Raw genomic sequence first — 23,901 nt, forward strand, 5'->3', positions numbered from 1 at the left:
CGCCCGCCCGCATCCGCCGCGCCCCACGCCTGAGCCCGGCCCCCGCCGGGTAGGCTCCCAGCCCCGGAACGGGCCGGGTGGGCGCAGCGGGAGGCGGGCCATGGACGCAGATCCGTACGGGGACGCCGACCCCGGCCTCTACGGTCCGGAGTCCGTCACCTGGCAGTGCCACGGCGACCCGGTCATGTGGATCGCCGGGGTCCGGGCGCTCTACCTCCAGGCCCTGCACCCCCGCGCCGTACGCGGCGTGATGGCCAACAGCGCCGCCTTCGACAGTCCGGGCGGCCGCGCGGACGCCTGGGGGAGGCTGCTGCGCACCGCCGACTTCGTCGGCACCCTCACCTACGGCACCACCGAGGCCGCCGAAGCGGCGGGAGACAGGGTCCGCGCCATCCACCGCAAGCTCTCCTTCACCGATCCCGCCGGCGGCGAACGCCTCCCCGTGGACGACCCCGCCCTGCTGCTCTGGGTGCACTGCGCCCAGATCGACAGCTTCCTCCACGTCCTGCTCCGCTCCGGCGTCCCGCTGACCCCCGCCCAGGCCGACCGGTACGTGGACGAGAACCGGGTGAACGCCCGCCTCGTCGGCCTCGACCCGGCCGACGTACCCGCCGACAGGGCGGAGCTGGCCGCGTACTTCGAGACGATCCGCCCCCAACTCGCCGCCGGCGCCGATGCCCGCGCCGTCGACGACTTCCTGCGCGCGCCGCCCGTCCATCCCCTTCTGGTGCCTGGCCGAAACCTGCTGTGGGGCCCCCTCGCCGCGATCGCCTACGGTTCGCTACCGCCCTGGGCGCACGCGCTCTACGGCAGACCCGCGCCGCCCCCGCGCAGCACCACCCGACGCCTGCGTCGCACGGGTCGCATGCTGCGCAGCATTCCCGCAGGTCTGCGCTGGCGGCTGCCGCCAGGTCACATCTTGAAGGCGATGCGACGACTGGGCCCCGGGAGCCGCCCTTCCGCGTACACACTGCGTACATCAGCGGCCATACTGGACCGGCCGGGGAGGGCGTGGGACGACGACGGGGGCGACTTCAAGACATGGCGGAGTCCAGACTGATCCAGGGCCGGTACCGGTCGCTCGATCTGATCGGGCGCGGTGGCATGGGCGAGGTGTGGCGCGCCCGTGACGAATCGCTGGGCCGGCAGGTCGCCGTCAAGTGCCTCAAGCCGGTCGGGCACGACCAGGACGCCCACTTCACCCAGGTCCTGCGCGAGCGCTTCCGCCGCGAAGCCCGGGTCGCCGCCTCCCTCCAGCACCGCGGCGTCACCGTGGTCCACGACTTCGGCGACGACAGCGCGGCCGGCGGACCCCTCTACCTGGTCATGGAACTGCTGGAGGGCCGCAACCTCAGCCAGCTGATGGAGGACAACGAGGCGCGCCCGCTCCCCGTCGACGTGGTCCTCGACGTCGCCGAGCAGATGGCCGCCGCCCTCGGCTACACCCACGACCAGGGCGTCGTCCACCGCGACCTCAAGCCCGCCAACATCATGCGGCTCACCGACGGAACGGTGAAGATCTGCGACTTCGGCATCGCCCGGCTCGCCCACGACATCGGCTTCACCGCGAAGCTCACCGGCGGCGGCATGGCCATGGGCACCCCGCACTACATGTCGCCCGAACAGATCGCCGGCGGCGAGGTCGACCACCGCAGCGACCTGTACTCCCTCGGCTGCGTCCTCTACGAGATCGCCACCGGCGCCCCGCCCTTCGACCTCGGCGATTCCTGGTCCGTGCTCGTCGGCCACCGCGACAACACGCCGGTACCGCTGCGCGAACACCGCCCCGAGCTGCCCGCCCACTTCGAGGGACTCGTCCTGGAACTCCTCGCCAAGCGCCCCGAGGACCGCCCCGGCGATGCCCGGCACCTGCACCGCCGGCTGGTCGAGGCGCGGTACGGGACCGTCGGCCCGGCGGCCGTCCGGGCCCCGCTGCCCGCGTGGGCCGAGGGCATGACGGCCGGCCGCAAGGCCGGCATCGAAGCCCGGCCGGCCAGCGGCGCATGGGCCGTCCTCACCGGATCCTGGACGGCCGCCCGCCCCGCCGGTCGGACCGCGCACATCTCCGGCGAGCAGCGCATCACGCGGCCCGCGCCCGCCGAGGACCCCCGGCTGACCAACGTGTACGGGCTGCCGCGCGCGCCGCTGCCCGCCGCCGGCGACCCCGGGCACCCCGACGCGCTGGCCGCCGGGCACACCCGCGCGTTCGCCCTCAGCCGGGCCGGCCGCAACGAGGAGGCCCTCGCCGTCTACGCGGCCGTGGCCCGCGGCCGGGCCGAGGTGCTGGGTCCGGACCACCCCGACACCCTCGCCGCCCATCAGGAGGAGGCGTACGAGCTGTCGCGGCTGCAACGCCACCGGGAGGCGTACGAGATCTACGGCGCCGTCCTCGCCGCCCGCACCCGCGGCATGGGCCCCCGCCACCCCGACACCCTGCGCTGCCGGCACAACCTCGCCTGCGCCCTGGGCGCCCTCGGTCGGCACGCCGACGCACACGCCGCCGCCGTCGAGGTGGCCGCCGACCGGGCGACCGTACTCGGCGCCGAGCACCCGGACACCCTGCTGACCCGCTACGAAGCCGCCTACGCCCTCGGCCGCCTCGGCCGCTGGGAGGAGGCGCTGACCGGCTTCCGGCAGGTGGCCGCCGCCCGCGAACGCGTCCTCGGCCGCGACCACCCCGACGCCCTGGCCGCCCGCTACGAGACCGGCATCGCGCTGGGCCGCACCGGCCGTCCCGCCGAAGCCCTCGACGTGTTCCGGGCCCTGGTCGCCGACCGCACGCGGGCCTACGGCGCCGCCGACCCGGAGACCCTGCGCGCCCGCCACGTCCTCGGCGTCAACCTGGGCCGCCTCGAACGCTGGGAGGAGGCCGTCGCCGAGGCCCGCGAGGTGGGCGCGGCCCGGGCCTCCGCCCTGGGCGCGGAACACGCCGACACCCTGATCAGCCGTCGGGAACTCGCCGTGGGCCTCGGCCGGTTGGGCCGCTGGGACGAGGCGCTGCCCATCTACCGGGACCTCTCGGGCATCCGCGAACGCTCCCTCGGCGACGAACATCCCGACACCGCCCTCGCCCACGCCGACGAGGCACACTGTCTGGAGCGACTGGGCCAGGTGTGTTACCAAGAGCCATGACAGCCACCACGGGCTCCACCGGTTTCGCGCACGACGTGTACGACGCGGTCATCGTCGGAGGGGGCCACAACGGCCTGGTCGCCGCCGCCTACCTGGCCCGGGCCGGCCGTTCGGTGCTGGTCCTGGAAAGACTGGGACACCCCGGCGGGGCCGCCGTCTCCACCCGCCCCTTCGTCGGACTCGACGCCCGGCTGTCACGGTACTCGTACCTCGTCTCCCTGCTCCCCGCGAAGATCGTCCGCGATCTCGGCCTGCGGTTCGCGGTCCGCCGGCGCACCGTGTCCTCGTACACGCCCGTCGAGCGCGCCGGTCGTCCGGGGGGCCTCCTCGTCGGCGGCGGGGAGACACGCACCCGGGAGTCCTTCGCCCGGCTCACCGGCTCGGGCCAGGAGTACGAGCGCTGGCGCGCCTTCTACGGGACCACCGCCGAGGTCGCCCGCAAGGTGTTCCCGACCCTCACCGAACCCCTCCCGACCCGCGCGGAACTACGGACCCGGATCGGCGACGACGAAGCCTGGCGGATGCTCTTCGAGGAGCCGCTGGGCCGGGCCGTGGAGCGCCACTTCGAGGACGACCTGGTGCGCGGGGTGGTCCTGACCGACGGCCTCATCGGCACCTTCGCCGACGCCCACGACCCCTCCCTCGCCCAGAACCGCTGCTTCCTCTACCACGTCATCGGCGGCGGCACCGGAGACTGGGACGTGCCCGTCGGCGGCATGGGCGCGCTCACCGACGCGCTGGCCGACGCCGCGCGGACCGCCGGCGCGGAGATCGTCACCGGGCACGAGGTGCTGCGCGTCCACCCGGACGGCTCCGCCCCCGCCGAGGTCACCTTCCGCACGGAGGCGGGGGAGGGCAGCGTCGCCGCCCGTACCGTCCTGGTGAACGCCTCGCCCCGGGCCCTCGCCGACCTGCTCGGCGAGGACCCCGGCGCCGGGCCGGCCCCCGAGGGCGCCCAGCTCAAGGTCAACATGCTGCTGAGCCGGCTGCCCCGGCTCCGGGACACCGCCGTCGACCCCCGCGAGGCCTTCGGCGGCACCTTCCACATCGCCGAGGGGTACGAGCAACTGCGGCGGGCCCACGCGGAGGCGGCGGCGGGCGAACTGCCCTCCGTACCGCCCTCGGAGATCTACTGCCACTCGCTGACCGACCCGTCGATCCTCGGCCCGGACCTCGTGGAGCAGGGCTACCAGACGCTCACCCTCTTCGGACTGCACACCCCGGCCCGGCTGTTCGAGAAGGACAACCGGCAGACGCGTGAGGTCCTGCTGACCGCGACCCTGGCCCAGTTGGACGCGCACCTGGCCGAGCCGATCACCGACTGCCTGGCCTTCGACGCCGACGGCCGGCCCTGCATCGAGGCCAAGACCCCGATCGACCTGGAGCGGGAACTGCGCCTGCCCGGCGGGCACATCTTCCACCGCGACCTGTCCTGGCCGTACGCGGACGTTGACGCCGGCGTCGGGGCGTCGGGCCGTTGGGGTGTGGAGACCGCCCACCCCAACGTCCTGCTGTGCGGGGCGGGCGCCGCCCGCGGCGGCGGCGTCAGCGGCATCCCGGGCCACAATGCGGCGATGGCGGCCCTGGGCCGCTGACACGCGCGGTCGTGCGGGCGGGCGGCGGCCGGGTGCCGGGCGACGGGTGCCGTGCGCGGGTCAGGCGGACGGTTCGATGACCACGATGGGGATTTCGCGGTCCGTCCTGGCCTGGTACTCCTCGTACGCGGGCCAGTGCCCGACCATGATCGGCCAGAACACGGCGCGCTCCTCCGGGGTCGCGGTGCGGGACGTGCCCTGCACGACCTTCGGGCCGACCTGCACGCGAACCTCGGGGTGCTCGGTGAGGTTCCGGTACCACAGCGGGTGCGCGTCGTCACCGCCCTTCGAGGCGACCACCAGGTAACGGCCGCCGTCCTCACCGTAGATGAGCGGGGTGCGGACGGGCTTGCCGGAGACCCGGCCGAGGGTGGTCAGCAGGAGGGTCCGGGTGCCGTTCCAGTACTGGCCCTCCGCTCCGCCCGAGCCCACGTACAGCTTCACGTGGTCCGACTGCCAGGTACCTTCCCGGGGGTCGCTCGGGTGGTCCCAGTCGATGTCCGTGGTCATGGGTTCGCCTGCCTTCGTGCGCGACGGTCAACGCGCTCGACAACGACGGCCGGCGCCCCGGGGCACGCCGGTTGTGCCGGGTGCTCCGCAGGGCCGCCCGGGAGGGTGAATCCGTCGAAGAGGTCGTCCAGGGCCCGCAGTGCCGCGCGGGCGGGTACCGCCCGGAGGGCGAGGTCGCGGGCGGCGACGGCCACGGGGTGGGTGAGGGCCGCGATCCGGCCGGCGCGACGGGCGCGGACGCGGATGGCGTCGGTGCGGGCGAGACGGGCCCGGGAGTACGCGGCGAGCGCCGCCGGAGGGGGCAGCGCGTCCAGCAGGTGGGCCAGGACGACGGCGTCCTCGACGGCCTGGCAGCCGCCCTGACCCAGGTTGGGGGTCATGGCGTGCGCGGCGTCGCCGATCCAGGCGATGCGGCCGTCGTGCAGCCGGGGGAGCGGGCCGGCCAGGTCGTACAGGTCGTGCTGGAGCACGGCCGCGGGATCGACGCGCTCCAGCAGGGCGGGGATCGGGTGGTGCCACGTGCCGTGGTGGCGCAGCAGTTCGGTACGCACGTCCTCGGGCCGGTACCCGGCCGGCACGACGGCGGTGGCGTAGAGGTAGGTCCGACCGTCGGCGAGGGGGACCGCCCCGAAGCGTCGGCCGCGCCCCCAGGTCTCGGTGGCCTCGGTGACGGCGCCGCCGGCAGGGAGCACGGTGCGCCACGCGGTCTCCCCGCTGTAGCGCAGGCCGGGATGGGCGGGGAAGTACCGTCGGCGCAGCGGGCTGTGGATGCCGTCGGCGGCGATCACCACGTCGGCGGGGAACTCCCCGCGGGAAGTACGGACCACCGGCCGGTTCCCGTCCGCGGCGGCGACGTCGGTGACGGCGGCGCCGTACCGCAGGGCGTCGGCGGGGAGGGCCGCGGTCAGGGCGGCGACGAGGTCGCCGCGGTGCACCGCGAGCGGCGGACTGCCGTAGCGGACGGTCATGGTCGCGGTGTCGGCGCGGCTGAGCCGGACGCCCGACGGCCGGCGCAGCCCCATCGCGGCCGGCGCGGCCCCGCCGCCGGCCCGGCCGGCGTCGAAGCCGACGGCGTCGAAGGCGCGCAGGGCGTTGGGGGCGAGGACGATGCCCGCGCCGACCGCGGACGGCCCGTCGGCCCGTTCGCAGACGGTGACGTGCCAGCCCTTGCGGTGCAGGGCCAGGGCGGCGGTGAGCCCGCCGATTCCGCCACCCGCGATGACGGCCCGGCGTTGGTGTTCGGGCATGGACGGCCTCCGGTTGCTCGATGACCACGCGGCGAAGCGCTTCGGCCCTCTACATCCGTAGAGGGCATGGTCTCACTCTACACCTGTAGAGTGAGACCATGCCGACCCCCGCCACCCGGCCGCCCGCCTCCGACCGCAGGACCCTCATCGCGGACACCGCGATCGCCCTGGTCGCCGCCGGAGGGCTGAGAAGCCTCACGCACCGCGCCGTCGACGGGGCCGCGCGGCTCCCGGCGGGCAGCACCTCGTACTACTTCCGTACGCGAACGGCGCTCATCGGCGCCTGCTACGGGCGGCTCGCCGAGCTGGACCTCGAAGATTTCGAAGGCCTCGAAGGCCTTGAAGGCCGTGGAGACCTCGGAGCCCGCGGCGACATCGAAGGCCGCAGCGACGTCGGAGGCCGCGAAGGTCGCCGCGAAGGTCGCGAGGGGCGTGGCGGGGGCGCTCCGACCGGCCCGCTCGACCGGGACGCCGCCGCACGGGCCCTCGGCGCCCTGCTGCACCGGTGGCTCACCGAGGGCCGCGCACGCCAACTGGCGCGCTTCGAACTCAGTCTGGAAGCCGCCCGGAACCCCGGACTGGAGCCCGAGCTCCACCGGGCCGGCCTGCACGCGCGGTCCCGCGCGGCCGGTGTCCTCACGGCCCTGGGCGCGGCCCGGCCGCAGGAGTCAGCCGAACTGCTGGCGGCCTGGACGGACGGCCTGCTCTACGACCGCCTCGCGGGCTCCCTGGCCCGCTCCCGCCCCGCACCGGACCAGGCCGAACTGACCTCCACCGTACGGCGGATGCTCGACGCGGTCCTGGCACCGTGAGCGGGCCGGGCCACCGGCCGGCCGTCCAGTGCTGTGACCGGAGAGGTCCACCGGGTCGCGGCGCCCGGCGCGGCACCTCGCCGCGTTGTCGGACCACGGAAGTACGTCCAGTACGAGCCGCGGTCCTCCGCCTTGCGACGCACCGCACCGAACACCGCGACCCGGCAAACCTTTCCGGCCACAGCACTAGGATCCCGGCATGATCGCTGAACTGCAGTGCGTGGTGCTCGACTGTCCCGATCCGCTGCGACTCGCCGAGTTCTACGCGGCGTTGCTGGGCGGCGCCGTCAACCAGCCCGACCGGCGGTGGACCGTGGACGAGCGGTGGGCCACCCTCCACACCCCGACCGGGGCCGTCCTCGCGTTCCAGCAGGCCCTGGACCACCAGCCGCCCGCCTGGCCCGACCCTTCCCGCCCCCAACAGGTCCACCTGGACCTCGCCGTCGCCGACCTCGACCGTGCCGAGGAGCAGGTGCTCGCCCTCGGCGCGACCCTCCTCGACGCGAGCCGTGACAAGGAGGGTTGGCGCGTCTACGCCGACCCGGCCGGGCACCCCTTCTGCCTGATCAGCGACTGAGGGCTCCGAACCCCGGGCGGGCGGCCCCCGTTACGGGAAGGGGAAGGCGAGCCGGGGCGTGTCGGCGCCGATGTGCAGGACGGCGTCCGACGCGTCGACGGTCGCCCGGTCGAGCGGGGAGTAGCCCTGCTCCGGGAGGGTGTCGGTGCGGGTGTGCGCGGCGCCGAGAGCGGAGGTCGGAGCCAGGCCCCAGCTGTCGACGCGGGATTGCAGGAGGCCTTCGTAGGTGTCCGATTGCGGCTCGGGCAGGCCGAGTTCCTCGCTGAGGCCGAGGCTGCCGGCGACGTAGGCGTACCGCTCGCTCAGCAGGGAACCCACGATGGCGCCGGCCCCCGACCAGACCAGGTCCCCGGTGGGCAGGTGCCAGCGGCTCGGGTTCCGCTGGAGGTGGAGGTTGTGTGAGAAGACCAGGGTCTGACCCCGCCCCGCCTCGATGGTGCGGATGGCCAGCAGGTTCTGCGCCATGAGGGCGTCCCGGGCGGCCAGTTGGCGGGTGAACCGGGCGTTGCCGCCGCCGGGCAGCGCCGACGTCCTGTGATAGCGCAGCAGGCCGATCCCGGTGGTGAGGTGTGCCTCGGCCCGGAACCAGGCGGCGCGCGAGGTGCTCGCGATCAGTTCCGGTGCGCGGGCGTGCAGCGCGAGGAGCAGGTCGTCGGCGAACGCCCGCAACTCCCGTGCCTCCGCGCCCGCCCCGACGGGTGCGGCCGCCTCCGGGGCCGTCTCGGGAGCGCTCCACCGTTCGTCGGGGCCGGCGAGGTGGTCCAGGTCGAGGGCGTCCGGAGCGAGGCCGCTCGGATCGGGGGCGTGCGGATCGGGGGCGTGCGGATCGAGGTTCCGCTGTCCGTGGCCGAGGCCCAAGTACGCTCGTGCGCGGGCGAGATGGGGGCGGGGGCTCGGTGCGCCGGTCATCTCCGTCGGGATGTCGAAGCCGTGGAAGGCCAGTCGCTCCGGCGCGGGCCGGTCCTCGTTGTACGCGCGCATCCAGGCGACCAGTCGTCTGTTCGCCTCCAATGCGCCGAAGCCGTGCGTGAAGCCCTCGTCCATCACCGCGTCGAGGGTTCCGACGCCGTCCCGGACGAAGTCGTCGACGGCGAACGCGGTCACCCGGTCGGTCTCCAGGGCGATCGACCGGAAGCCGAGGCCCACCAGCCGGGCGAAGAGGGTGTTGCGGGCCCGCGCGAAGGACGTCGCCCGGTGGGTGGGTTCGCCCAGGGCCAGGAGCTCACACGACGGGGCCACGAAATCTCGGATGTCCTGAGTCATGTGCCACAAGCGTATCCTTGAAAGCCCGATGGAGACTTTCACCTGACCTCCCGGGAACCGGGGCGCATCCGGTTCCGAAACCTTCAAACAGGGGCTCACCCGCATGCGACCGGTCGACCTCGCGCGCGAGCACGGCATCTCGACCCAGGCCGTCCGCAACTACGAGCGCGACGGGTTCCTCCCGCCCGCCGCGCGCACACCCGGCGGCTACCGGATCTACACCGCGCGCCACGCGGCCGCGCTCCGCGCCTACCTCGCGCTCGTCCCCGCGTACGGGCACCAGGACGCGGGCCGGATCATGAACGCGCTCCACCGCGGCGGCCCCGCCGGCCCCGACGAGGCGCTGAGCCTCATCGACCGCGGCCACGGCGGGCTGCTCCGCGACCGGGACACGCTCGACGCGGTGAAACGGGCGGTGGACCACCTGGCCGCGGACCCCGACGGCGTGCCGGGCGACCCGGCGACGGGCCCCGGCCCCCGCACCATCGGCGAACTCGCGCACCGGCTCGGCGTCACCCCGGCCACCCTGCGCACCTGGGAGGGCCTCGGCATCCTCACCCCGGCGCGGGACCCCGCCACCGGGTACCGCGCCTACCGGGCCGACGACGTCCGCGACGCCGAACTCGCCCACCTGCTGCGGCGCGGGGGCTACCCGCTGGACCACATCGCCACCGTGGTCCAGCAGGTCAGGGGCGCGGGAAGCACCGAAGCGCTGTCCGACGCACTCGCCGACTGGCAACGCCGCCTCACCGCCCGGGGCCGCGCCATGCTCGACGCGGCGAGCCGCCTCAGCCCCTACCTGGACCTCCTCGACGCAGCTCCCGCCTGACGTCCCGGCTCGTCCCCCGGAGCGGTCGCCCCGGCGACGTCCCCGAAGCGGCCCGGGCACCGGCGCGTCACTGCTCGGCGCCAGAAGCCTTGCCGGACGCGGAGCGCCGGCGCCGCCGTGCCTGCGAGATCGTGGACAGGGCCGAGAGCGTCAGGAAGAGTACGGCGGAACCACCCGTCATCGCCGCCGACACGACTGGGAAGCCGCCATCGACGTCGTTTTCAGCTGCGACCACCTGTGGATCGTCCGCCCGGTACCGGACGGTCAGCGGGGTGCCGGCAGCGGACTTGCCGCCACCGCTGCCTGCCGGGAGGTCCGCCACGACCGTCCGCCCGTCGACCTCGAACTCGACTTCGCAGTAGCCCAGCACGCACGAACCGCTCGTACTCAGTGTCGCTTCGGCCCGCACACCGTCACGGAGCGAGCGGAGGTGCTGGGCCTGCGGCAGCAGCACCCACCATGACAGCGCGCCCAGGAGCAGCGCGAAGGCCATCACCAGGATGCGGGTCCTACGGGAGGGCACGCGGATTCCGGTCGTGCCGGATGCGGCTGCGTCCGCCGCATCCGTCGTGTCGGCCGCGTCGTTCACGTTCATCGCCCCCGCCTCGGTTGGAGCCGAGGTGGCACGCCCCGTCTTGGGCGTGGACCGCGTCGACCTCCGTACCCCACGAACGGTATGACGTCCACGTCCCGGCGTTCATGCCCTGATGTCGCAACCCTGGAGGGGGCGTGGCTGCCGACTGTCGGCAACCACGACGGTTCTCCGGCAGCCGAGTCCGACCGGCCCGGCCACCGGTCACGTCGCGCTCCGAGCCGGCGAGCACGCGATCCGGAAGGGACGGCCTAGTCCGCCGATCGGGTCCAGCCGGCGGCTTCGAGGCGGGCCGCGTCGGCGGGGCGGTCCTCGGCGAACAGCAGACGGGCCGGCTCGGCCACGCGCAGGACGTCCACGTACACCCCCCGCCCGACGTAGCGTCCGGTCGCCCCGTGGCGGAACCGGAGCCGGACCTCCTGGCCCGGGCGGCCGGGCAGGGGCGCTTCCAATCGGTGCCACATGCGGCCCGACCAGCCGCCGGCGGAGCCCGACGGCCACTGCTCGGGGGCGCCGCCCGTGGTCCGTACGGTGGTGAAGGGCAGCGGCTCCCAGGTCGCCCCGTCGGCGGACACCTCCAAGTGGAACGCGCCCGCGCCCGGAACGGTGTCCCACCACACGGCGCAGCGCAGCCGGGCGTTGCCGGTGGTCGGGGTCAGCGGCGGCAGCGTGAGGGTGCCGGCGCCGCCGGTCTCCATGCCCGAGTACCAGGCGGGACCGCCGTGCTTCGTACGGACCGGCACGGCCCGGGCGAAGCGGTTGCCGACGGCGACCCGGGGCGCGCTGCCGGCCCGCCAGGTCCGCACGGGGTGCACGGAGTTGCCGAGCAGGATCAGGAAGGAGTCGGTGGTCGGGTCGAGCACGAGGGAGGTGCCGGTGAAGCCGGTGTGCCCGGCGGAGTGCGGGGTGGCCATCGCGCCCATGTACCAGTGCTGGTACAGCTCGAAGCCCAAGCCGTGGTCGTCGCCGGGGAAGGCGGTGTTGTAGTCGGTGAAGAGCAGTTCCACGGAGGCGGGGCGCAGGATCCGCTTGCCCGCGTAGACCCCGCCGTCGAGCAGGGCGCGGGCGAGGACGGCCAGGTCCCAGGCGGTGCCGAACACGCCGGCGTGGCCGGCGACGCCGCCGAGGGCGTGGGCGTTCTCGTCGTGCACCTCGCCCCACACCAGGCCCCGGTCCAGTCCCGACCAGGGCGGGCGCTGCACCTCGGTCGCGGCGGTGACCCGGCGCCAGGACAGCGGGGGGTTGTAGCGCGTGCGGTGCATCCCGAGCGGAGCGGTGATCTCGTCGTGGAGCAGGACGTCCAAAGTGCGAGCGGTGATGCGTTCCAGGAGCAGTTGGAGCGCGATGAGGTTGAGGTCCGAGTACCGGTACACCGTCCCCGGCGTCTCCTGGGGACGCACCGACCACAGCAGCCTCAACTGCCCCGCATGGGTGGGCTCCTGGTAGAACGGCGCCCACGAGCGCAGCCCCGAGGTGTGCGTCAGGAGCTGCCGGACGGTGACGGCCTCCTTGCCGCCGCCGGTGAACTCCGGCAGGTAGCGGTCCACGGTCGCCTCCAGGTCCAGGCGGCCGCGCTCCATCTGCTGCACGGCCAGGATGGAGGTGAACAGCTTGCTCAGGGAGGCCAGGTCGAAGACGGTGTCCTCGGCCATCGCGATCCGTTCGGCGGCCGGGAACTCGCGGGGCCGGTCGGTCCGCCCGTCGTAGTCCGCGTACCGGACAGCGTCGCCCATCGCCCGGTGCAGCGCGATCGTCCGACCCCGCCCGGCGAGGACCACCGCCCCGGCGTAGTAGGGGTGTTCGGGGGAGGGGCCGAGGAAACGCCGGGCCTCGTCGGCGACGCCCTCCAGGTGCTTCTCCAGCAACCCGGCCTGCCGGGCGGACCCGTACCGCAGCCGCAGCCCTTGCAGGGCCCGCCGCTCGGACGGGTTCCCCGCGGCCCCGGCCCCCGCGCCGGGCAGTGCGGCGTGCAGGACGAGGACCCCGCCGAGCGCCAGCAGTCGCGCCCCGAGCCGCCGCCGACTCAAGCCGCCGGCGCCACCACCGTCAGGGCCTGCGGCCGGCCCCACCGCGTACGCCGCCCGCCTCCCAAGAGGTCGCGCCCCGACTCCACTTGACGGGCCCGCGGGCGTCGGTACCTGCCGCGCACCGTCGTCGCGATCCGTGCCCCGTGGAACCGTGCCCCGTGGAACCGTGCCACGAGCCACCCCGTCACCCGTCGCCGTACCGCCCATGTCCGGCCCTCCTGTTCCTGCCCGCGCACGCTACTGGGTATCTGCCCGCCCACCCCGCACCCTCCGCACCGACCGGCCCGCAAAGAATCTGACGCTGCATCAGAAAACCCCTTCCCTCGCTCGCCGCCCTGCGGCATCCTCACGCCCATGGAGACGGAGCTGAGCAAGAAACTGGGAATCGAGCACGCCATCTTCGGCTTCACGCCCTTCCCCGCGGTCGCCGCGGCCATCACCCGCGCGGGCGGCCTCGGCGTGCTCGGCGCGGTCCGTTACACCGCCCCCGACGAGCTGAAGCGGGACCTCGACTGGATGCAGGCGCACACCGACGGCAAGCCCTACGGCCTCGACGTGGTCATGCCCGCCAAGAAGGCCGTCGACGGCATCTCCGAGGCCGACATCGAGGCGATGATCCCGGCGGCACACCGGGAGTTCGTCCGCGACACCCTCGCCAAGCACCACGTACCCGAACTGGCCGAGGGCGAGGCCTCCGGCTGGCGGATCACCGGCTGGATGGAGCAGGTCGCCCGCAACCAGCTCGACGTCGCCTTCGACTACCCCATCAAACTCCTGGCGAACGCCCTCGGTTCCCCGCCCGCCGACGTCATCGCGCGCGCCCACGACCACGACGTCCTCGTCGCGGCCCTCGCCGGCAGCGCCAAGCACGCCCGCCGGCACGCCGAGGCGGGCATCGACATCGTCGTCGCCCAGGGCTACGAGGCCGGTGGCCACACCGGCGACATCGCCACCATGGTCCTGGTGCCCGAGATCGTCGAGGCCGTCGCCCCGCTCCCGGTCCTCGCCGCCGGTGGCATCGGCAGCGGCGAACAGATCGCCGCCGGACTCGCCCTCGGCGCCCAGGGCGCCTGGCTGGGCTCCCTCTGGCTCACCACCACCGAGGCCGACCTGCACTCCCGCGCCCTTACCGAGAAGCTCCTCGCCGCCGGCTCCGGCGACACCGTCCGCTCCCGCGCCCTCACCGGCAAACCGGCCCGCCAACTGCGCACCGAGTGGACCGACGCCTGGGACGACCCGGACGGCCCCGGGGCGCTCCCCATGCCGCTCCAGGGCCTGCTGGTCGCCGAAGCCGTCTCCCGGATCCAGAAGCACGAGGTCCGGCCGCTGCTCGGCACCCCGGTGGGCCAGATCGTCGGCCGGATGAACAGCGAACGCGGCGTGCAGGTCGTCTTCGACGAACTCACCGCCGGCTTCGAACGCGCCATCACCCGCATGAACCGGATCGCCGGCCACCCCTGACCGTTCGGCGCCGACGGCCGGGCACCCCCTTCCCTCGGCGCCCGGACAGGACACGACGGAACGGGACAGGGCAGGGCAGGACAGCACCCACCGGAGCGAGCAGAGGAGCGAGCAGCAGCATGACCGACCAGCAGCAGGGCCAGCCCCCGAACGGCTTCTGGGCCCAGGCGGCCGCCGATCCCGACCGCGTCGTCCTCGTCGCCCCCGACGGCGAGGAGTGGAGCGCCGGCCGGCTGCACGCCGACGTCAACCGCCTCGTCCACGGCCTGCGCGCCGCCGGGCTGGAACGGGGCGACGTCTTCGCCGTCGTCCTGCCCAACGGCGTCGAGTTCCTCACCGCGTACCTCGCCGCCTCCCAGGCCGGCTTCTACCTCGTCCCGGTCAACCACCACCTCGTCGGCCCCGAGATCGCCTGGATCGTGTCCGACTCCGGCGCGAAGGTCCTCGTCGCCCACGAGCGGTTCGCCGACGCGGCCTGCGCGGCCGCCGACGAGGCCGGACTGCCCGCCGAGCGCCGTTACGGCGTCGGCTCCGTCCCCGGCTTCCGCCCGTACGCCGAACTCCTCGACGGACAACCCGCCTCGGCGCCCGACGCCCGCACCCTCGGGTGGGTGATGAACTACACCTCCGGCACCACCGGCCGCCCCCGCGGCATCCGCCGGCCGCTGCCCGGCAAGCTCCCGGAGGAGACGTACCTCGGCGGGTTCCTCGGCATCTTCGGGATCCGCCCCTTCGGCGACGACGTCCACCTCGTCTGCTCGCCGCTCTACCACACCGCCGTGCTCCAGTTCGCGGGCGCGTCCCTGCACATCGGGCACCCGCTCGTGCTGATGGACAAGTGGACGCCGCGGGAGATGCTGCGCCTGATCGACGCGCACGCCTGCACGCACACCCACATGGTCCCCACCCAGTTCCACCGCCTGCTGGCCCTCCCGCAGGAGACCAAGGACGCCTACGACGTCTCCTCGATGCGGCACGCCATCCACGGCGCCGCGCCCTGTCCCGACCACGTGAAGCGGGCGATGATCGACTGGTGGGGCCACTGCGTGGAGGAGTACTACGCGGCGAGCGAGGGCGGCGGCGCCTTCGCGACGGCCGAGGAATGGCTCAAGCGGCCGGGAACCGTCGGCAAGGCCTGGCCGATCAGCGAACTCGCCGTCTTCGACGATGACGGCAACCGGCTGCCGCCCGGCGAACTGGGCACCGTCTACATCAAGATGAACACCGGTGGCTTCAGCTACCACAAGGACGAGGGCAAGACGAAGAAGAACCGCATCGGGGACTTCTTCACCGTCGGCGACCTCGGCGTGCTCGACGCGGAGGGCTACCTGTTCCTCCGCGACCGCAAGATCGACATGATCATCTCGGGCGGCGTGAACATCTACCCCGCCGAGATCGAGTCCGCCCTCCTCACCCACCCGGCCGTCGCCGACGCCGCCGCCTTCGGCATCCCGCACGACGCCTGGGGCGAGGAGGTCAAGGCCGTCATCGAGCCCGCCGAGGGGTTCGAGGTGGGCGACGCGCTGGCCGCCGAGATCCTGCACCACTGCGAACGGCAGCTGGCCGGCTACAAGCGCCCCAAGTCGGTCGACTTCATCGAGACGATGCCCCGCGACCCCAACGGCAAGCTCTACAAGCGCCGACTGCGCGACCCCTACTGGGAGGGCCGCGACCGGGCGCTGTGACGGGCCGGACGGGTGCGCCGGCGCTCCGGTCGCGTCCGGGAGGGCTCAGACGCCGACGGCCCCGTCGATCCGCTCCCGCAGCAGATCGGCGTGGCCGTTGTGCCGGGCGTACTCCTCCACCAGGTGGATCAGCACCCAGCGCAGCGACACCGTCCCCCGCCAGCCGTCGTACCCCTCGACGTCCAGGTCGGGGGCCTCCTCGGTGAACCGGTCGGCGAAGGCCACCTCCTCGCGCCAGGCCGCCCACGCCTCTTCCGCCGCCCCGGGTTCCTCCCGCGCGCCCTCGAAGTCCCCGTCCGGATCCGCCGGCGAGGAGAAGCGGGGCGGCGCGTCCCGACCGGCCAGCACCTGGCGGAACCAGCGGCGCTCCACATCGGCGAGGTGACGCACCAGCCCGAGCAGCGACAGCGTCGACGGCTCCACGGAACGCCGGGACAGCTCCGCCACCCCGGCGCACTTCAACTCCAGCGTCGCCCGCTGCGCGGCCAGGACACCGGCCAGCACCAGCCGTTCCGCCCCGGTCGCGGGGGCGGTGAACCTGGGATCGTCCTCGGCGCCGGTGAACAGTCCCGCTCTCCTGCGTACGCTCTCCATCCCCGGATCATGGACCGGACCGGTGCCCGCGCGAAAGCCCCGGGCGCCCTCGTCGCCCGCCACGACCAAACATTTCGTGAGAAGGGCCACGTGGGGGCCCGTGATCCGCGCCGCACACCGCACCGGGGGAACAGTTCTGGCAACTTGGCACATATGAGTACGGCAACCCACAGATCCCCCCTGACCGACTGGACCGTCGTGGTCCCCGTGGTGGCGCTGGTCGCGCTCGTCTTCAGCTGGGGACGTGACCTGCCCGGACTCGCGGTGCTCCTCGTCTCCCTCTGCCTGGCGGGCGCGGTCCTTGCCGCCGTCCACCACGCCGAGGTCGTTGCCCACCGCGTCGGCGAACCCTTCGGCTCCCTCGTCCTCGCCGTGGCCGTCACCGTCATCGAAGTGGCGCTCATCGTCACCCTGATGGCCGACGGCGGCCCCAAGACCTCCTCCCTCGCCCGGGACACCGTCTTCGCCGCCGTCATGATCACCTGCAACGGCATCGTCGGCCTGTCCCTGCTCGTCGGCGCCCTGCGCAACCGGGTCGCCGTGTTCCACGCCGAGGGCTCCGGGGCCGCCCTGGCGACCGTCGCGACCCTCGCCACGCTCAGCCTCGTCCTGCCGACCTTCACCACCAGCAAGCCCGGCCCCGAGTTCTCCACCGCCCAGCTGACCTTCGCGGCCGTCGCCTCGCTCGCCCTGTACGGACTGTTCATCGCCGTCCAGACGGTCCGTCACCGGGACTACTTCCTGCCCGTCGACACCCACCGCATCCGCAAGGAGGCCGCCCGCGCCGCCGCCGCGGCCGCCGCGGGCGAGGAGGACGAGCACGCCGAACCGCCCAGCTCCAAGGCCGCCCTGATCAGCCTCGGCCTGCTGCTCGTCGCGCTCATCGCCGTCGTCGGCGACGCCAAGGCCGTCTCCCCGACCATCGAGAAGGGCGTCGCCGACGCGGGACTGCCCAACGCCGTCGTCGGTGTGATCATCGCCCTGCTCGTACTGCTGCCCGAGACCCTGGCGGCCGTCCGCGCCGCCCGCCGTGACCGGGTCCAGACCAGCCTCAACCTCGCCTACGGCTCGGCCATCGCCAGCATCGGCCTGACCATTCCGGCCATCGCCCTCGCCTCGATCTGGCTCTCCGGACCGCTGATGCTCGGCCTCGGCCCCATCCACATGGTGCTGCTCGCCCTCACCGTGGTCGTCAGCGCCCTCACGATCGTGCCGGGCCGCGCCACGCTGCTCCAGGGCGGCGTGCACCTCGTCCTGCTGGCCGCCTACCTGTTCCTGGCCGTCAGCCCGTAGCCGACCGCCTCGTACGCGCCCCGGTGGGGCCGGGAGTCCCGGCCCCACCGGACGGACCGCGCCGGCGGTCAGCGCCACTCGCCGGCCACACCACCCTGCGCTTCGGCGAGCTCAGGATGTCCCGCTCGCAGAACCGCTCGCAGAACCGCGAGGTCACCCGGCGCTCCTGGGAGAACAGGCGGTCGTGGTCGGCGAAGACGCCGAGTTCGCGTTCGCCGACCGGCCGTACGTCAGCAGGGTCCGCGCCACCGGCAGCGCCCCCCCCGTTCCGGGCCGACGGCCTGCAGGTGGCCGGAACCCGCGCTCGGAACGCTCGTCCCAAGATGAAGGCGAGCGGGACGCACGGTCCACGGCCACGGTTCAGCGCGCCTGACGCCGGCGCGGGGGCGCGGCGGGCCAGGATGGGGGCCCCGCTGGCCTTGACGCCTCCGGGGGAAGGAGATCGCATGATCACCACGGACGTTCGGCACGGTGGCAGCTCGGTCCTGATCGGTGCCGAGGGAAAACTCGACGAGTACGCGGGGGCGGTGCTGCAGAAGGCGCTGGACGACGTCTCCGTCGACGCACGGGACCTCGTGCTCGACCTTCACGGCGTGGTGGCCATGGATGCCTGCGGCCTGCTCCACCTCCTGGACCTGCACCGGCGTGCGGAATGCCTCGGCCTGCGCGTCCTGGCCATCGGCTGGCAGGCCCAGCCCCAGCAGCTCATGGCCCAAGTCGCCGGCATTCCCGGCCCCGGCTCCTCCACCGGCGAGCGTTACGGCGTAGCCGGGTTCCGTCGTCTCATCGAGCAACGCGCACAACGCGCTCAGGACGCGAACTGCCTCACCGGCCCGTGTTCCACATAGCGGGCGCACGGCCACGACCTGAGCCTCGGTTGCCGTGGCTGTGACCCCGCGCTCGCGGCCTGCCCGCCGAACCCGGGCATGTCATCGTCGGTCCCGCCCCGGCGCACCTACCGGACCGGATCCCCGTAGACACAACCGTGGACGGACCCGTATCGGCGCTGATCTCGCGACGAGGTCAGGCCGGGTAGACCGGGACCTGGGTGATATCGATGGCGGGTGTTCTTGGCCGATCGCGCCGGCCGCAGTGGGCAGTGCCGGGCGTGACAGCACCCGTGAAAACGCTCAGGGGCGGGGGGCCGACTCGACGGCCTCCGCGCGGCGGTCGGCGCGCAGAATCAGCAACGAGATCAGCGAGGCGGTCACGAGCACGGAGCCGACGGCGATGTCGAGGACCGTGCTGCCGCTGTCGACTGCGGCGTCCTGCAGTCCCAGGACGAACGGCGACACGATCATCCACACGCCGGCCAGACCAACGATCGCATCGGAGCGCCAACTGCTGCCGCGGTAGAGCCGCAGGCCTACGACGAACATCAGAAAGGTCCCGACCACCGCTTCGTTGACCTGCGCGTCCTTCGCTCCGTCGTGCGTCGCCATCGGAAATATCCACAGGGCCGCGGAGGCGGCGAACATGACGATCCCGAGAACTTGGTCGTGAATGCCCCGGCGGAATGCGTGTGCCTGAGGCGGTGGGACTGCGGTGTGGTGTGAGTGGTAGACGGCCATGACATCCTCCTGACCGTCGCCTACCCCGTCGCTCGCTGAGCACCCCGTTTGGAATGCCCGGACCGACCGGTGAGTGCGAGGCACCCCGTGGCGTGGCCGCATGCCGTGCGGTGCCCCGACGAGGAACGGACAGCTCGGGCAGAACCCTGGACCGACTGGGGGCCAATCGGGTTGCCGTACGACTGCGAATATGGCCTGCCGTCACGTTCCGTAGTAGATGTGTGAACCGTGCGTAAGACTCGCTATGACGGGTAGCCGCACGTCCATCTGTGATCACCGTGTCCGACGCAAAGGAATCGCCCATGGCGACCTCGACCGAGCCCGTCACGCCGATCCCGGTACGGGGCCGCTCAGGGGGATCCGTGGTGATCTCCTGGCTGACGACCACGGATCACAAGAAGATCGGGCACCTGTACCTGATCGCGTCGTTCGGCTTCTTCGTCATCGGCGGAGTGATGGCACTGCTGCTGAGGGCCGAGTTGGCCCGGCCGGGCCTCCAGATCATCTCCAACGAGCAGTACAACCAGGTCTTCACCCTGCACGGCACGATCATGCTGCTGTTCTTCGCGACGCCGACCTTCGCCGGCTTCGCCAACGCGATCATGCCCCTGCAGATCGGCGCGCCGGACGTGGCGTTCCCGCGGTTGAACATGCTCGCCTTCTGGCTGTTCCTCTTCGGCGGGCTGATCGTGGTGGCCAGCCTGTTCACCACGCAGGGAGCGGCCGACTTCGGCTGGACCGCCTACACTCCGCTCAGCGGCGGCGAGCGCACCCCCTACGTGGGCGGTGACATGTGGATCATGGGCCTGGCGCTCTCCGGGTTCGGCACGATCCTCGGTTCGGTCAACTTCGTCACGACGATCATCTGCATGCGGATGCCGGGCATGACGATGTTCCGGATGCCGATCTTCACCTGGAACATTCTGCTGACCTCGGTCCTGGTGCTTTTCGCGTTTCCCGTCCTGGCCGCCGCTCTGCTGGTGCTGGAGGCGGATCGGCGTTTCAACGCGCAGGTCTTCGACCCGGAGAACGGCGGAGCCCTTCTCTGGCAGCACTTGTTCTGGTTCTTCGGGCATCCCGAGGTTTACATCATCGCGCTACCGTTCTTCGGGATCGTCACCGAGATTTTTCCCGTGTTCTCACGCAAACCGGTCTTCGGATATCTCGGCCTGGTCGGTGCCACCATCGCGATCGCCGGCCTCTCGCTGACGGTGTGGGCGCACCACATGTTCGCCACCGGAGCTGTCCTTCTGCCGTTCTTCTCCTTTATGACGTTCCTGATCGCGGTACCGACCGGGGTCAAGTTCTTCAACTGGATCGGCACCATGTGGAAGGGCTCGATTTCGTTTGAGACTCCCATGCTGTGGGCGATCGGGTTTCTTGTCACCTTCCTTTTCGGTGGCCTGACCGGCATCATTCTGGCCTCGCCCCCGATGGACTTCCACGTCACGGACTCGTACTTCGTGGTAGCGCACTTCCATTACGTGGTTTTCGGGACGGTTGTTTTCGCGATGTTCGCCGGATTCTATTTCTGGTGGCCGAAGATGACTGGGACGATGCTCGACGAACGCCTCGGGAAAATTCACTTCTGGACATTGTTCATCGGCTTTCACATGACCTTCCTCGTCCAGCACTGGCTCGGCGCCGAGGGCATGCCGCGCCGCTACGCCGACTACCTCGCGGCCGACGGATTCACCGCGCTGAACACCTTCTCCTCCATCGGCGCGTTTCTCCTCGGCGCCTCCACCCTCCCGTTCTTCTACAACGTGTGGAAGACCGCGAAGTTCGCACCCCGCGTCGAGGTCGACGACCCCTGGGGCTACGGCCGCTCCCTGGAATGGGCCACCTCCTGCCCCCCACCTCGGCACAACTTCGTCACCCTGCCCCGGGTGCGCTCCGAATCGCCGGCTTTCGACCTCCACCACCCGGACATCGCGGCCCTCGACTACGTCGGCGACCACAAACGCGACGTCGTCGACCAGGACGGGGCTTCCGGTCCCCGCGGATCCCTTCCCGGGTCAGGCCCGACCCCGCCCAAGTAGCAGACCGGGGCCACGGCTGATGAGTGAACGTTCCGAGGAAACAGCGGCCGGGCTCGCCCGGATCGAGGGGTACCTGATGAGCCAGGCGGCCCTTCAGGAGGCTCATACGGAAAGTCAGGCATTCGTCCGCGCCCTGACCTGGCTCGGACCCGGAGAACAGGCCGAGATCAGCGAACGATTCGCCCAGCACCACTTGCGCCTGCGCCGGGAGATACTGGCCGCGACCGTGGCTCGGGCGGCGGAACTCCGAGGCGAGTACGCATACCGGTACGGCCGGCTGTGCCGGCGCGCGACCGGCCTGGCGGTAGGAGTTCTGGCTCTGTGGACGGCCGTCCTGATCCTCCTCTGCCGCTTCTGAACCGCCCCGGGGGGAGGCCGTGCGCGGCAATGCTCCAGCAGGTACCGAGTCGTCGGCATCACCGGGCGGACGGCGGGAGTTGATCCAGCTGATTCTTCAGCGATGCTGTATTTCCAGGCCTTGTGGGCCAGGCCGCAGGCACCGCTTTGCCGCTGTCGGCGGCGCGGCGCCGATCCGGACCAGCGTGTCCGCTTATCCGTCTCATGGTCACTTCCGGTCCGCATTTCACACCGCGCCGCAGGGCTCTCTGCGTTGTGAGGACAGTCGGGGCCCGCGTATGGGAGCTGCACCTAAACATGGCGCTGGAGAACCTGCGGATCGCATGGCGACCTGATATGTCGCCATGACGGGCGCGAGCCGCGGGAGAACCTCGCCCCCGAGCTACCGAACGTCCTCGCGTTCGAACCCAAGGAGGCCTACCTGCGGGAACTGCTCGCCACCAGATCGACCTGACCACCCTGGGCGCCGGCTATGTCCGGGAGACGCACGAGCACTTCGAGGAGATGCAGGCAACGATCCACGGCGGGGAAGCAGCGCCCAGCGACCGGGTCATGCAGCAGCACCAGGAGATGTTCGGGCGGGACTACCGCGTAGAAACCGAGAGCCCCCACCCCGACCCCGCGCAACGCGCGTGAACCGGACCTTCCGCACAGCGGGCCGAGACCGGCCGTCATCCAACGTGACGCGGAAGCGCACCCCTATCCCCAGGAGGATGTCGTGAAAGACGACAGGATGACGAGAAGCAGGTCTGGGACGCCGCGGCCGGCGAGGACGTGCTGGCTCTCCTCGTGCGTCGTGCACCCCCCGCCCGCGGAACGTTCGAAGGTGGCGACGACGTCGTGCAGGAACGCCTCGCCGAGGAGAACGCCGTCAAGGAGATGCCGGCGAACCTGGAAGGGATGGACACCGGAGATCCGAGGTTCGTGCCAGTGCTGCTTTCCCTGCGTGACGCCGTCCTGTTGCACGCCCGCGCCGAGGAACGGTGCGAATTCGCCCTGCTACGCCGCAACAGTTCTCCCGGCCCACCTCATGACCATGGCCAAGGCGGTTCGAGCGCCGGAGAAGGTGGCTCCGACTCGTCCTCATCCGGGCGTGGAGAGCGTTGCAGCCAACGTGCCGCTCGGCCCGACGGCCGCCGTGGTGGACCGGACACGCGACGCCATCCGCAAGGGGATGGACAAGGGGATGGACAAGGGGATGGACAAGGGGATGGACAAGGACACCGACCCGGACGCTTCAGGACACCCCCCCCGTCAGCCGGCTGCGCAGTGGATCCAGTGCGCAGCCGACCCTGCCTCCCGCTTACCGGGATATGGCCGACGGGCGAAACCTCCTCGATCCCCGCTCGCTCCCCTCGAAGCTTCCCGTGGGCTCGGGCTCCTCGAGGAGTGCCTCCCGCGCTGGAACTCAAGAGTGCGGGCGGGGGGCGTTCCCTGGCGGGAGCCGGGTAGGCGCTGCCTTGACAGCCCACTGGCTGCGATCACGGCGACGGCGCCGCGACGGTCGCCGAGCGGGCGGAACGAGGTAGGTACATGGGCATGCTCCAGGGGTTGCGATCTCACGGCGGACATCTGTGTGCGATGGCCGGGTTCGCCGGGTATGCGGCCGGCTGGACGGTGCTGCAGCGCCGGAGCGGCCGGCCCCGGCCCCCCTCACCCGGACCCTGGGACCTCGCTCTCCTTGCCACTGCCACGTTCCGGCTGAGTCGGCTGATCGGCAAGGCCACGGTGACTCGGCCCGTTCGTGCCCCGTTCACGCAGGTGGACGGCGCCGGTGCTCCGGCGGAGCTGAATGAGACCCCGCGCGAGGATCCCGGTCGCAGGACGGTGGGCGAGCTGATCAGTTGCCCGTTCTGCCTGAGCGTGTGGATCGTCACCACCTTTACCGGGGCCCGCGCCATCTGGCCCGAAGCCACCCGCACGGTGACCGGCGCCCTGACCGCTCTCACTCTCTCGGACGCCCTGCAGTTCGGGCATTCGGCTCTCTCGGAGCGCGCGGGTCACTGACTCGGCAGCGCTATGCTCGCGTCGTTTGGCGGGGTGACGCAAGGGCAGGCGCAGTTGGCGTGACTTTCTCGAATGCGGAAGCGAGCGGATTCCTTCGGGCCACCAACGGCCTCCCGGCCGCTACGTATGGTGCCGCGCGGGGAGGTGGCCGAGGCCGAGCTGATGGCCCACGCCCGCGAGCGGCTGGCCCACTTCAAGGCCCCGAAGCGGGTGGTGTTCGCCGAGACCCTGCCGCGCAACGCCAGTGGCAAGATCCTCAAGCGTGAACTCCGCGACCGCCCCACGCCGCCGACCGACTGAACTCCCC

22 protein-coding genes and 1 pseudogene are annotated in these 23,901 nt (G+C 72.3%); 15 read left to right on the forward strand and 8 right to left on the reverse strand.

Features of this window, described 5'->3' with window-relative positions:
- Nucleotides 1-100 precede the first annotated feature (100 nt).
- From ACZ4XJ_RS12645 to ACZ4XJ_RS12655, 3 genes are read left to right on the forward strand one after another with little or no spacing between them, the layout of a single operon-like run.
- Entirely contained in the window at nucleotides 101-1,060 is a 960-nt protein-coding gene (locus ACZ4XJ_RS12645) for an oxygenase MpaB family protein (protein ID WP_468496152.1), read from the forward strand.
- The gene (locus tag ACZ4XJ_RS12650) at nucleotides 1,042-3,132 is read left to right on the forward strand and encodes a serine/threonine-protein kinase (protein ID WP_362883261.1); all 2,091 of its coding nucleotides are present in this window, start codon (nucleotides 1,042-1,044) and stop codon (nucleotides 3,130-3,132) included. The genes ACZ4XJ_RS12645 and ACZ4XJ_RS12650 overlap by 19 nt, the downstream gene beginning before the upstream one ends.
- Nucleotides 3,129-4,727, forward strand: coding sequence for a phytoene desaturase family protein (locus tag ACZ4XJ_RS12655; protein ID WP_468496153.1), 1,599 nt, complete (start codon nucleotides 3,129-3,131; stop codon nucleotides 4,725-4,727). The genes ACZ4XJ_RS12650 and ACZ4XJ_RS12655 overlap by 4 nt, the downstream gene beginning before the upstream one ends.
- Nucleotides 4,728-4,787: 60 nt before the next feature.
- Here ACZ4XJ_RS12655 and ACZ4XJ_RS12660 read toward each other — a convergent pair whose 3' ends face one another.
- Together ACZ4XJ_RS12660 and ACZ4XJ_RS12665 are read right to left on the reverse strand one after the other, a co-directional pair.
- Nucleotides 4,788-5,237 (reverse strand): nitroreductase family deazaflavin-dependent oxidoreductase, encoded by a 450-nt coding sequence (locus ACZ4XJ_RS12660; protein ID WP_362883258.1) that lies wholly within the window; start codon nucleotides 5,235-5,237, stop codon nucleotides 4,788-4,790.
- Nucleotides 5,234-6,484 (reverse strand): FAD-dependent monooxygenase, encoded by a 1,251-nt coding sequence (locus ACZ4XJ_RS12665; RefSeq protein ID WP_468496154.1) that lies wholly within the window; start codon nucleotides 6,482-6,484, stop codon nucleotides 5,234-5,236. Before ACZ4XJ_RS12665 ends, ACZ4XJ_RS12660 begins: the two co-directional genes overlap by 4 nt.
- A 98-nt stretch (nucleotides 6,485-6,582) precedes the next feature.
- Between ACZ4XJ_RS12665 and ACZ4XJ_RS12670 the strand changes: the two genes are divergently transcribed.
- The gene (locus ACZ4XJ_RS12670; RefSeq protein WP_468496155.1) at nucleotides 6,583-7,296 is read left to right on the forward strand and encodes a TetR/AcrR family transcriptional regulator; all 714 of its coding nucleotides are present in this window, start codon (nucleotides 6,583-6,585) and stop codon (nucleotides 7,294-7,296) included.
- Nucleotides 7,297-7,495: 199 nt separating this feature from the next.
- Complete coding sequence (locus tag ACZ4XJ_RS12675; protein ID WP_468496156.1) at nucleotides 7,496-7,873, forward strand: VOC family protein; 378 nt, start codon at nucleotides 7,496-7,498, stop codon at nucleotides 7,871-7,873.
- A 30-nt stretch (nucleotides 7,874-7,903) separates the two neighbouring features.
- On the opposite strand, the gene ACZ4XJ_RS12680 is transcribed toward ACZ4XJ_RS12675, so the two are convergent.
- Nucleotides 7,904-9,136 carry an erythromycin esterase family protein gene (locus tag ACZ4XJ_RS12680; protein ID WP_468496157.1) on the reverse strand — a complete coding sequence of 411 codons (1,233 nt, stop codon included), beginning with the start codon at nucleotides 9,134-9,136 and terminating at the stop codon, nucleotides 7,904-7,906.
- A 103-nt stretch (nucleotides 9,137-9,239) separates the two neighbouring features.
- Here ACZ4XJ_RS12680 and ACZ4XJ_RS12685 point away from each other — a divergent pair, with 103 nt between their 5' ends.
- Nucleotides 9,240-9,965: a TioE family transcriptional regulator gene (locus ACZ4XJ_RS12685; RefSeq protein ID WP_468496158.1), complete on the forward strand. Its 726-nt coding sequence runs from the start codon at nucleotides 9,240-9,242 to the stop codon at nucleotides 9,963-9,965.
- Nucleotides 9,966-10,032: 67 nt separating this feature from the next.
- On the opposite strand, the gene ACZ4XJ_RS12690 is transcribed toward ACZ4XJ_RS12685, so the two are convergent.
- Both ACZ4XJ_RS12690 and ACZ4XJ_RS12695 read right to left on the reverse strand, forming a co-directional pair.
- Nucleotides 10,033-10,554 carry a hypothetical protein gene (locus ACZ4XJ_RS12690; protein WP_468496159.1) on the reverse strand — a complete coding sequence of 174 codons (522 nt, stop codon included), beginning with the start codon at nucleotides 10,552-10,554 and terminating at the stop codon, nucleotides 10,033-10,035.
- A 254-nt stretch (nucleotides 10,555-10,808) separates the two neighbouring features.
- Nucleotides 10,809-12,791 (reverse strand): serine hydrolase domain-containing protein, encoded by a 1,983-nt coding sequence (locus ACZ4XJ_RS12695; RefSeq protein ID WP_468496160.1) that lies wholly within the window; start codon nucleotides 12,789-12,791, stop codon nucleotides 10,809-10,811.
- 147 nt (nucleotides 12,792-12,938) lie between these two features.
- Here ACZ4XJ_RS12695 and ACZ4XJ_RS12700 point away from each other — a divergent pair, with 147 nt between their 5' ends.
- Together ACZ4XJ_RS12700 and ACZ4XJ_RS12705 are read left to right on the forward strand one after the other, a co-directional pair.
- Nucleotides 12,939-14,045 carry a nitronate monooxygenase gene (locus tag ACZ4XJ_RS12700; protein WP_468496161.1) on the forward strand — a complete coding sequence of 369 codons (1,107 nt, stop codon included), beginning with the start codon at nucleotides 12,939-12,941 and terminating at the stop codon, nucleotides 14,043-14,045.
- A gap of 119 nt (nucleotides 14,046-14,164) precedes the next feature.
- Complete coding sequence (locus tag ACZ4XJ_RS12705; protein ID WP_468496162.1) at nucleotides 14,165-15,730, forward strand: acyl-CoA synthetase; 1,566 nt, start codon at nucleotides 14,165-14,167, stop codon at nucleotides 15,728-15,730.
- 45 nt (nucleotides 15,731-15,775) lie between these two features.
- Here ACZ4XJ_RS12705 and ACZ4XJ_RS12710 read toward each other — a convergent pair whose 3' ends face one another.
- Complete coding sequence (locus tag ACZ4XJ_RS12710; protein ID WP_468496163.1) at nucleotides 15,776-16,324, reverse strand: DinB family protein; 549 nt, start codon at nucleotides 16,322-16,324, stop codon at nucleotides 15,776-15,778.
- Nucleotides 16,325-16,477: 153 nt separating this feature from the next.
- Here ACZ4XJ_RS12710 and ACZ4XJ_RS12715 point away from each other — a divergent pair, with 153 nt between their 5' ends.
- Both ACZ4XJ_RS12715 and ACZ4XJ_RS12720 read left to right on the forward strand, forming a co-directional pair.
- Entirely contained in the window at nucleotides 16,478-17,617 is a 1,140-nt protein-coding gene (locus ACZ4XJ_RS12715; RefSeq protein WP_362878973.1) for a calcium:cation antiporter, read from the forward strand.
- A gap of 446 nt (nucleotides 17,618-18,063) precedes the next feature.
- Nucleotides 18,064-18,465: an STAS domain-containing protein gene (locus ACZ4XJ_RS12720; protein ID WP_362878975.1), complete on the forward strand. Its 402-nt coding sequence runs from the start codon at nucleotides 18,064-18,066 to the stop codon at nucleotides 18,463-18,465.
- Nucleotides 18,466-18,747: 282 nt separating this feature from the next.
- Here ACZ4XJ_RS12720 and ACZ4XJ_RS12725 read toward each other — a convergent pair whose 3' ends face one another.
- Complete coding sequence (locus ACZ4XJ_RS12725) at nucleotides 18,748-19,188, reverse strand: SPW repeat domain-containing protein (protein ID WP_468496164.1); 441 nt, start codon at nucleotides 19,186-19,188, stop codon at nucleotides 18,748-18,750.
- 302 nt (nucleotides 19,189-19,490) lie between these two features.
- Here ACZ4XJ_RS12725 and ctaD point away from each other — a divergent pair, with 302 nt between their 5' ends.
- From ctaD to ACZ4XJ_RS12740, 3 genes are all read left to right on the forward strand, one after another.
- On the forward strand, nucleotides 19,491-21,230 hold the full coding sequence (ctaD, locus tag ACZ4XJ_RS12730) for an aa3-type cytochrome oxidase subunit I (RefSeq protein ID WP_468496165.1): 1,740 nt from the start codon (nucleotides 19,491-19,493) through the stop codon (nucleotides 21,228-21,230).
- A 19-nt stretch (nucleotides 21,231-21,249) separates the two neighbouring features.
- Nucleotides 21,250-21,588, forward strand: a complete 339-nt coding sequence (locus ACZ4XJ_RS12735; protein ID WP_362878981.1) for a hypothetical protein — start codon at nucleotides 21,250-21,252, stop codon at nucleotides 21,586-21,588.
- 503 nt (nucleotides 21,589-22,091) lie between these two features.
- Nucleotides 22,092-22,223 (forward strand): hypothetical protein, encoded by a 132-nt coding sequence (locus tag ACZ4XJ_RS12740; protein ID WP_468496166.1) that lies wholly within the window; start codon nucleotides 22,092-22,094, stop codon nucleotides 22,221-22,223.
- 63 nt (nucleotides 22,224-22,286) lie between these two features.
- Here ACZ4XJ_RS12740 and ACZ4XJ_RS12745 read toward each other — a convergent pair whose 3' ends face one another.
- The gene (locus tag ACZ4XJ_RS12745; RefSeq protein WP_468496167.1) at nucleotides 22,287-22,553 is read right to left on the reverse strand and encodes a hypothetical protein; all 267 of its coding nucleotides are present in this window, start codon (nucleotides 22,551-22,553) and stop codon (nucleotides 22,287-22,289) included.
- Nucleotides 22,554-23,120: 567 nt separating this feature from the next.
- On the opposite strand from ACZ4XJ_RS12745, the gene ACZ4XJ_RS12750 reads away from it, so the two are divergent.
- Together ACZ4XJ_RS12750 and ACZ4XJ_RS12755 are read left to right on the forward strand one after the other, a co-directional pair.
- Nucleotides 23,121-23,594: a DUF1360 domain-containing protein gene (locus ACZ4XJ_RS12750; protein ID WP_468496168.1), complete on the forward strand. Its 474-nt coding sequence runs from the start codon at nucleotides 23,121-23,123 to the stop codon at nucleotides 23,592-23,594.
- Nucleotides 23,595-23,720: 126 nt separating this feature from the next.
- Nucleotides 23,721-23,894 (forward strand): annotated as a pseudogene (locus ACZ4XJ_RS12755) (AMP-binding enzyme); the annotation flags it as partial.
- Nucleotides 23,895-23,901 lie beyond the last annotated feature (7 nt).

Source organism: Streptomyces sp. NPDC029836, from assembly GCF_055574495.1.

Excerpts from the sequence above, each read along its gene's own strand:
- ACZ4XJ_RS12750 (WP_468496168.1), top strand. The coding sequence starts at position 23,121 with ATGGGCATGCTCCAGGGGTTGCGATCTCACGGCGGACATCTGTGTGCG.
- ACZ4XJ_RS12680 (WP_468496157.1), bottom strand. The coding sequence starts at position 9,136 with ATGACTCAGGACATCCGAGATTTCGTGGCCCCGTCGTGTGAGCTCCTG.
- ACZ4XJ_RS12655 (WP_468496153.1), top strand. The coding sequence starts at position 3,129 with ATGACAGCCACCACGGGCTCCACCGGTTTCGCGCACGACGTGTACGAC.
- ACZ4XJ_RS12705 (WP_468496162.1), top strand. The coding sequence starts at position 14,165 with ATGACCGACCAGCAGCAGGGCCAGCCCCCGAACGGCTTCTGGGCCCAG.
- ACZ4XJ_RS12695 (WP_468496160.1), bottom strand. The coding sequence starts at position 12,791 with ATGGGCGGTACGGCGACGGGTGACGGGGTGGCTCGTGGCACGGTTCCA.
- ACZ4XJ_RS12720 (WP_362878975.1), top strand. The coding sequence starts at position 18,064 with ATGATCACCACGGACGTTCGGCACGGTGGCAGCTCGGTCCTGATCGGT.
- ACZ4XJ_RS12740 (WP_468496166.1), top strand. The coding sequence starts at position 22,092 with ATGCAGGCAACGATCCACGGCGGGGAAGCAGCGCCCAGCGACCGGGTC.
- ACZ4XJ_RS12715 (WP_362878973.1), top strand. The coding sequence starts at position 16,478 with ATGAGTACGGCAACCCACAGATCCCCCCTGACCGACTGGACCGTCGTG.
- ACZ4XJ_RS12685 (WP_468496158.1), top strand. The coding sequence starts at position 9,240 with ATGCGACCGGTCGACCTCGCGCGCGAGCACGGCATCTCGACCCAGGCC.
- ACZ4XJ_RS12710 (WP_468496163.1), bottom strand. The coding sequence starts at position 16,324 with ATGGAGAGCGTACGCAGGAGAGCGGGACTGTTCACCGGCGCCGAGGAC.
- ctaD (WP_468496165.1), top strand. The coding sequence starts at position 19,491 with ATGGCGACCTCGACCGAGCCCGTCACGCCGATCCCGGTACGGGGCCGC.
- ACZ4XJ_RS12725 (WP_468496164.1), bottom strand. The coding sequence starts at position 19,188 with ATGGCCGTCTACCACTCACACCACACCGCAGTCCCACCGCCTCAGGCA.
- ACZ4XJ_RS12650 (WP_362883261.1), top strand. The coding sequence starts at position 1,042 with ATGGCGGAGTCCAGACTGATCCAGGGCCGGTACCGGTCGCTCGATCTG.
- ACZ4XJ_RS12665 (WP_468496154.1), bottom strand. The coding sequence starts at position 6,484 with ATGCCCGAACACCAACGCCGGGCCGTCATCGCGGGTGGCGGAATCGGC.
- ACZ4XJ_RS12675 (WP_468496156.1), top strand. The coding sequence starts at position 7,496 with ATGATCGCTGAACTGCAGTGCGTGGTGCTCGACTGTCCCGATCCGCTG.
- ACZ4XJ_RS12735 (WP_362878981.1), top strand. The coding sequence starts at position 21,250 with ATGAGTGAACGTTCCGAGGAAACAGCGGCCGGGCTCGCCCGGATCGAG.
- ACZ4XJ_RS12670 (WP_468496155.1), top strand. The coding sequence starts at position 6,583 with ATGCCGACCCCCGCCACCCGGCCGCCCGCCTCCGACCGCAGGACCCTC.
- ACZ4XJ_RS12700 (WP_468496161.1), top strand. The coding sequence starts at position 12,939 with ATGGAGACGGAGCTGAGCAAGAAACTGGGAATCGAGCACGCCATCTTC.
- ACZ4XJ_RS12660 (WP_362883258.1), bottom strand. The coding sequence starts at position 5,237 with ATGACCACGGACATCGACTGGGACCACCCGAGCGACCCCCGGGAAGGT.
- ACZ4XJ_RS12645 (WP_468496152.1), top strand. The coding sequence starts at position 101 with ATGGACGCAGATCCGTACGGGGACGCCGACCCCGGCCTCTACGGTCCG.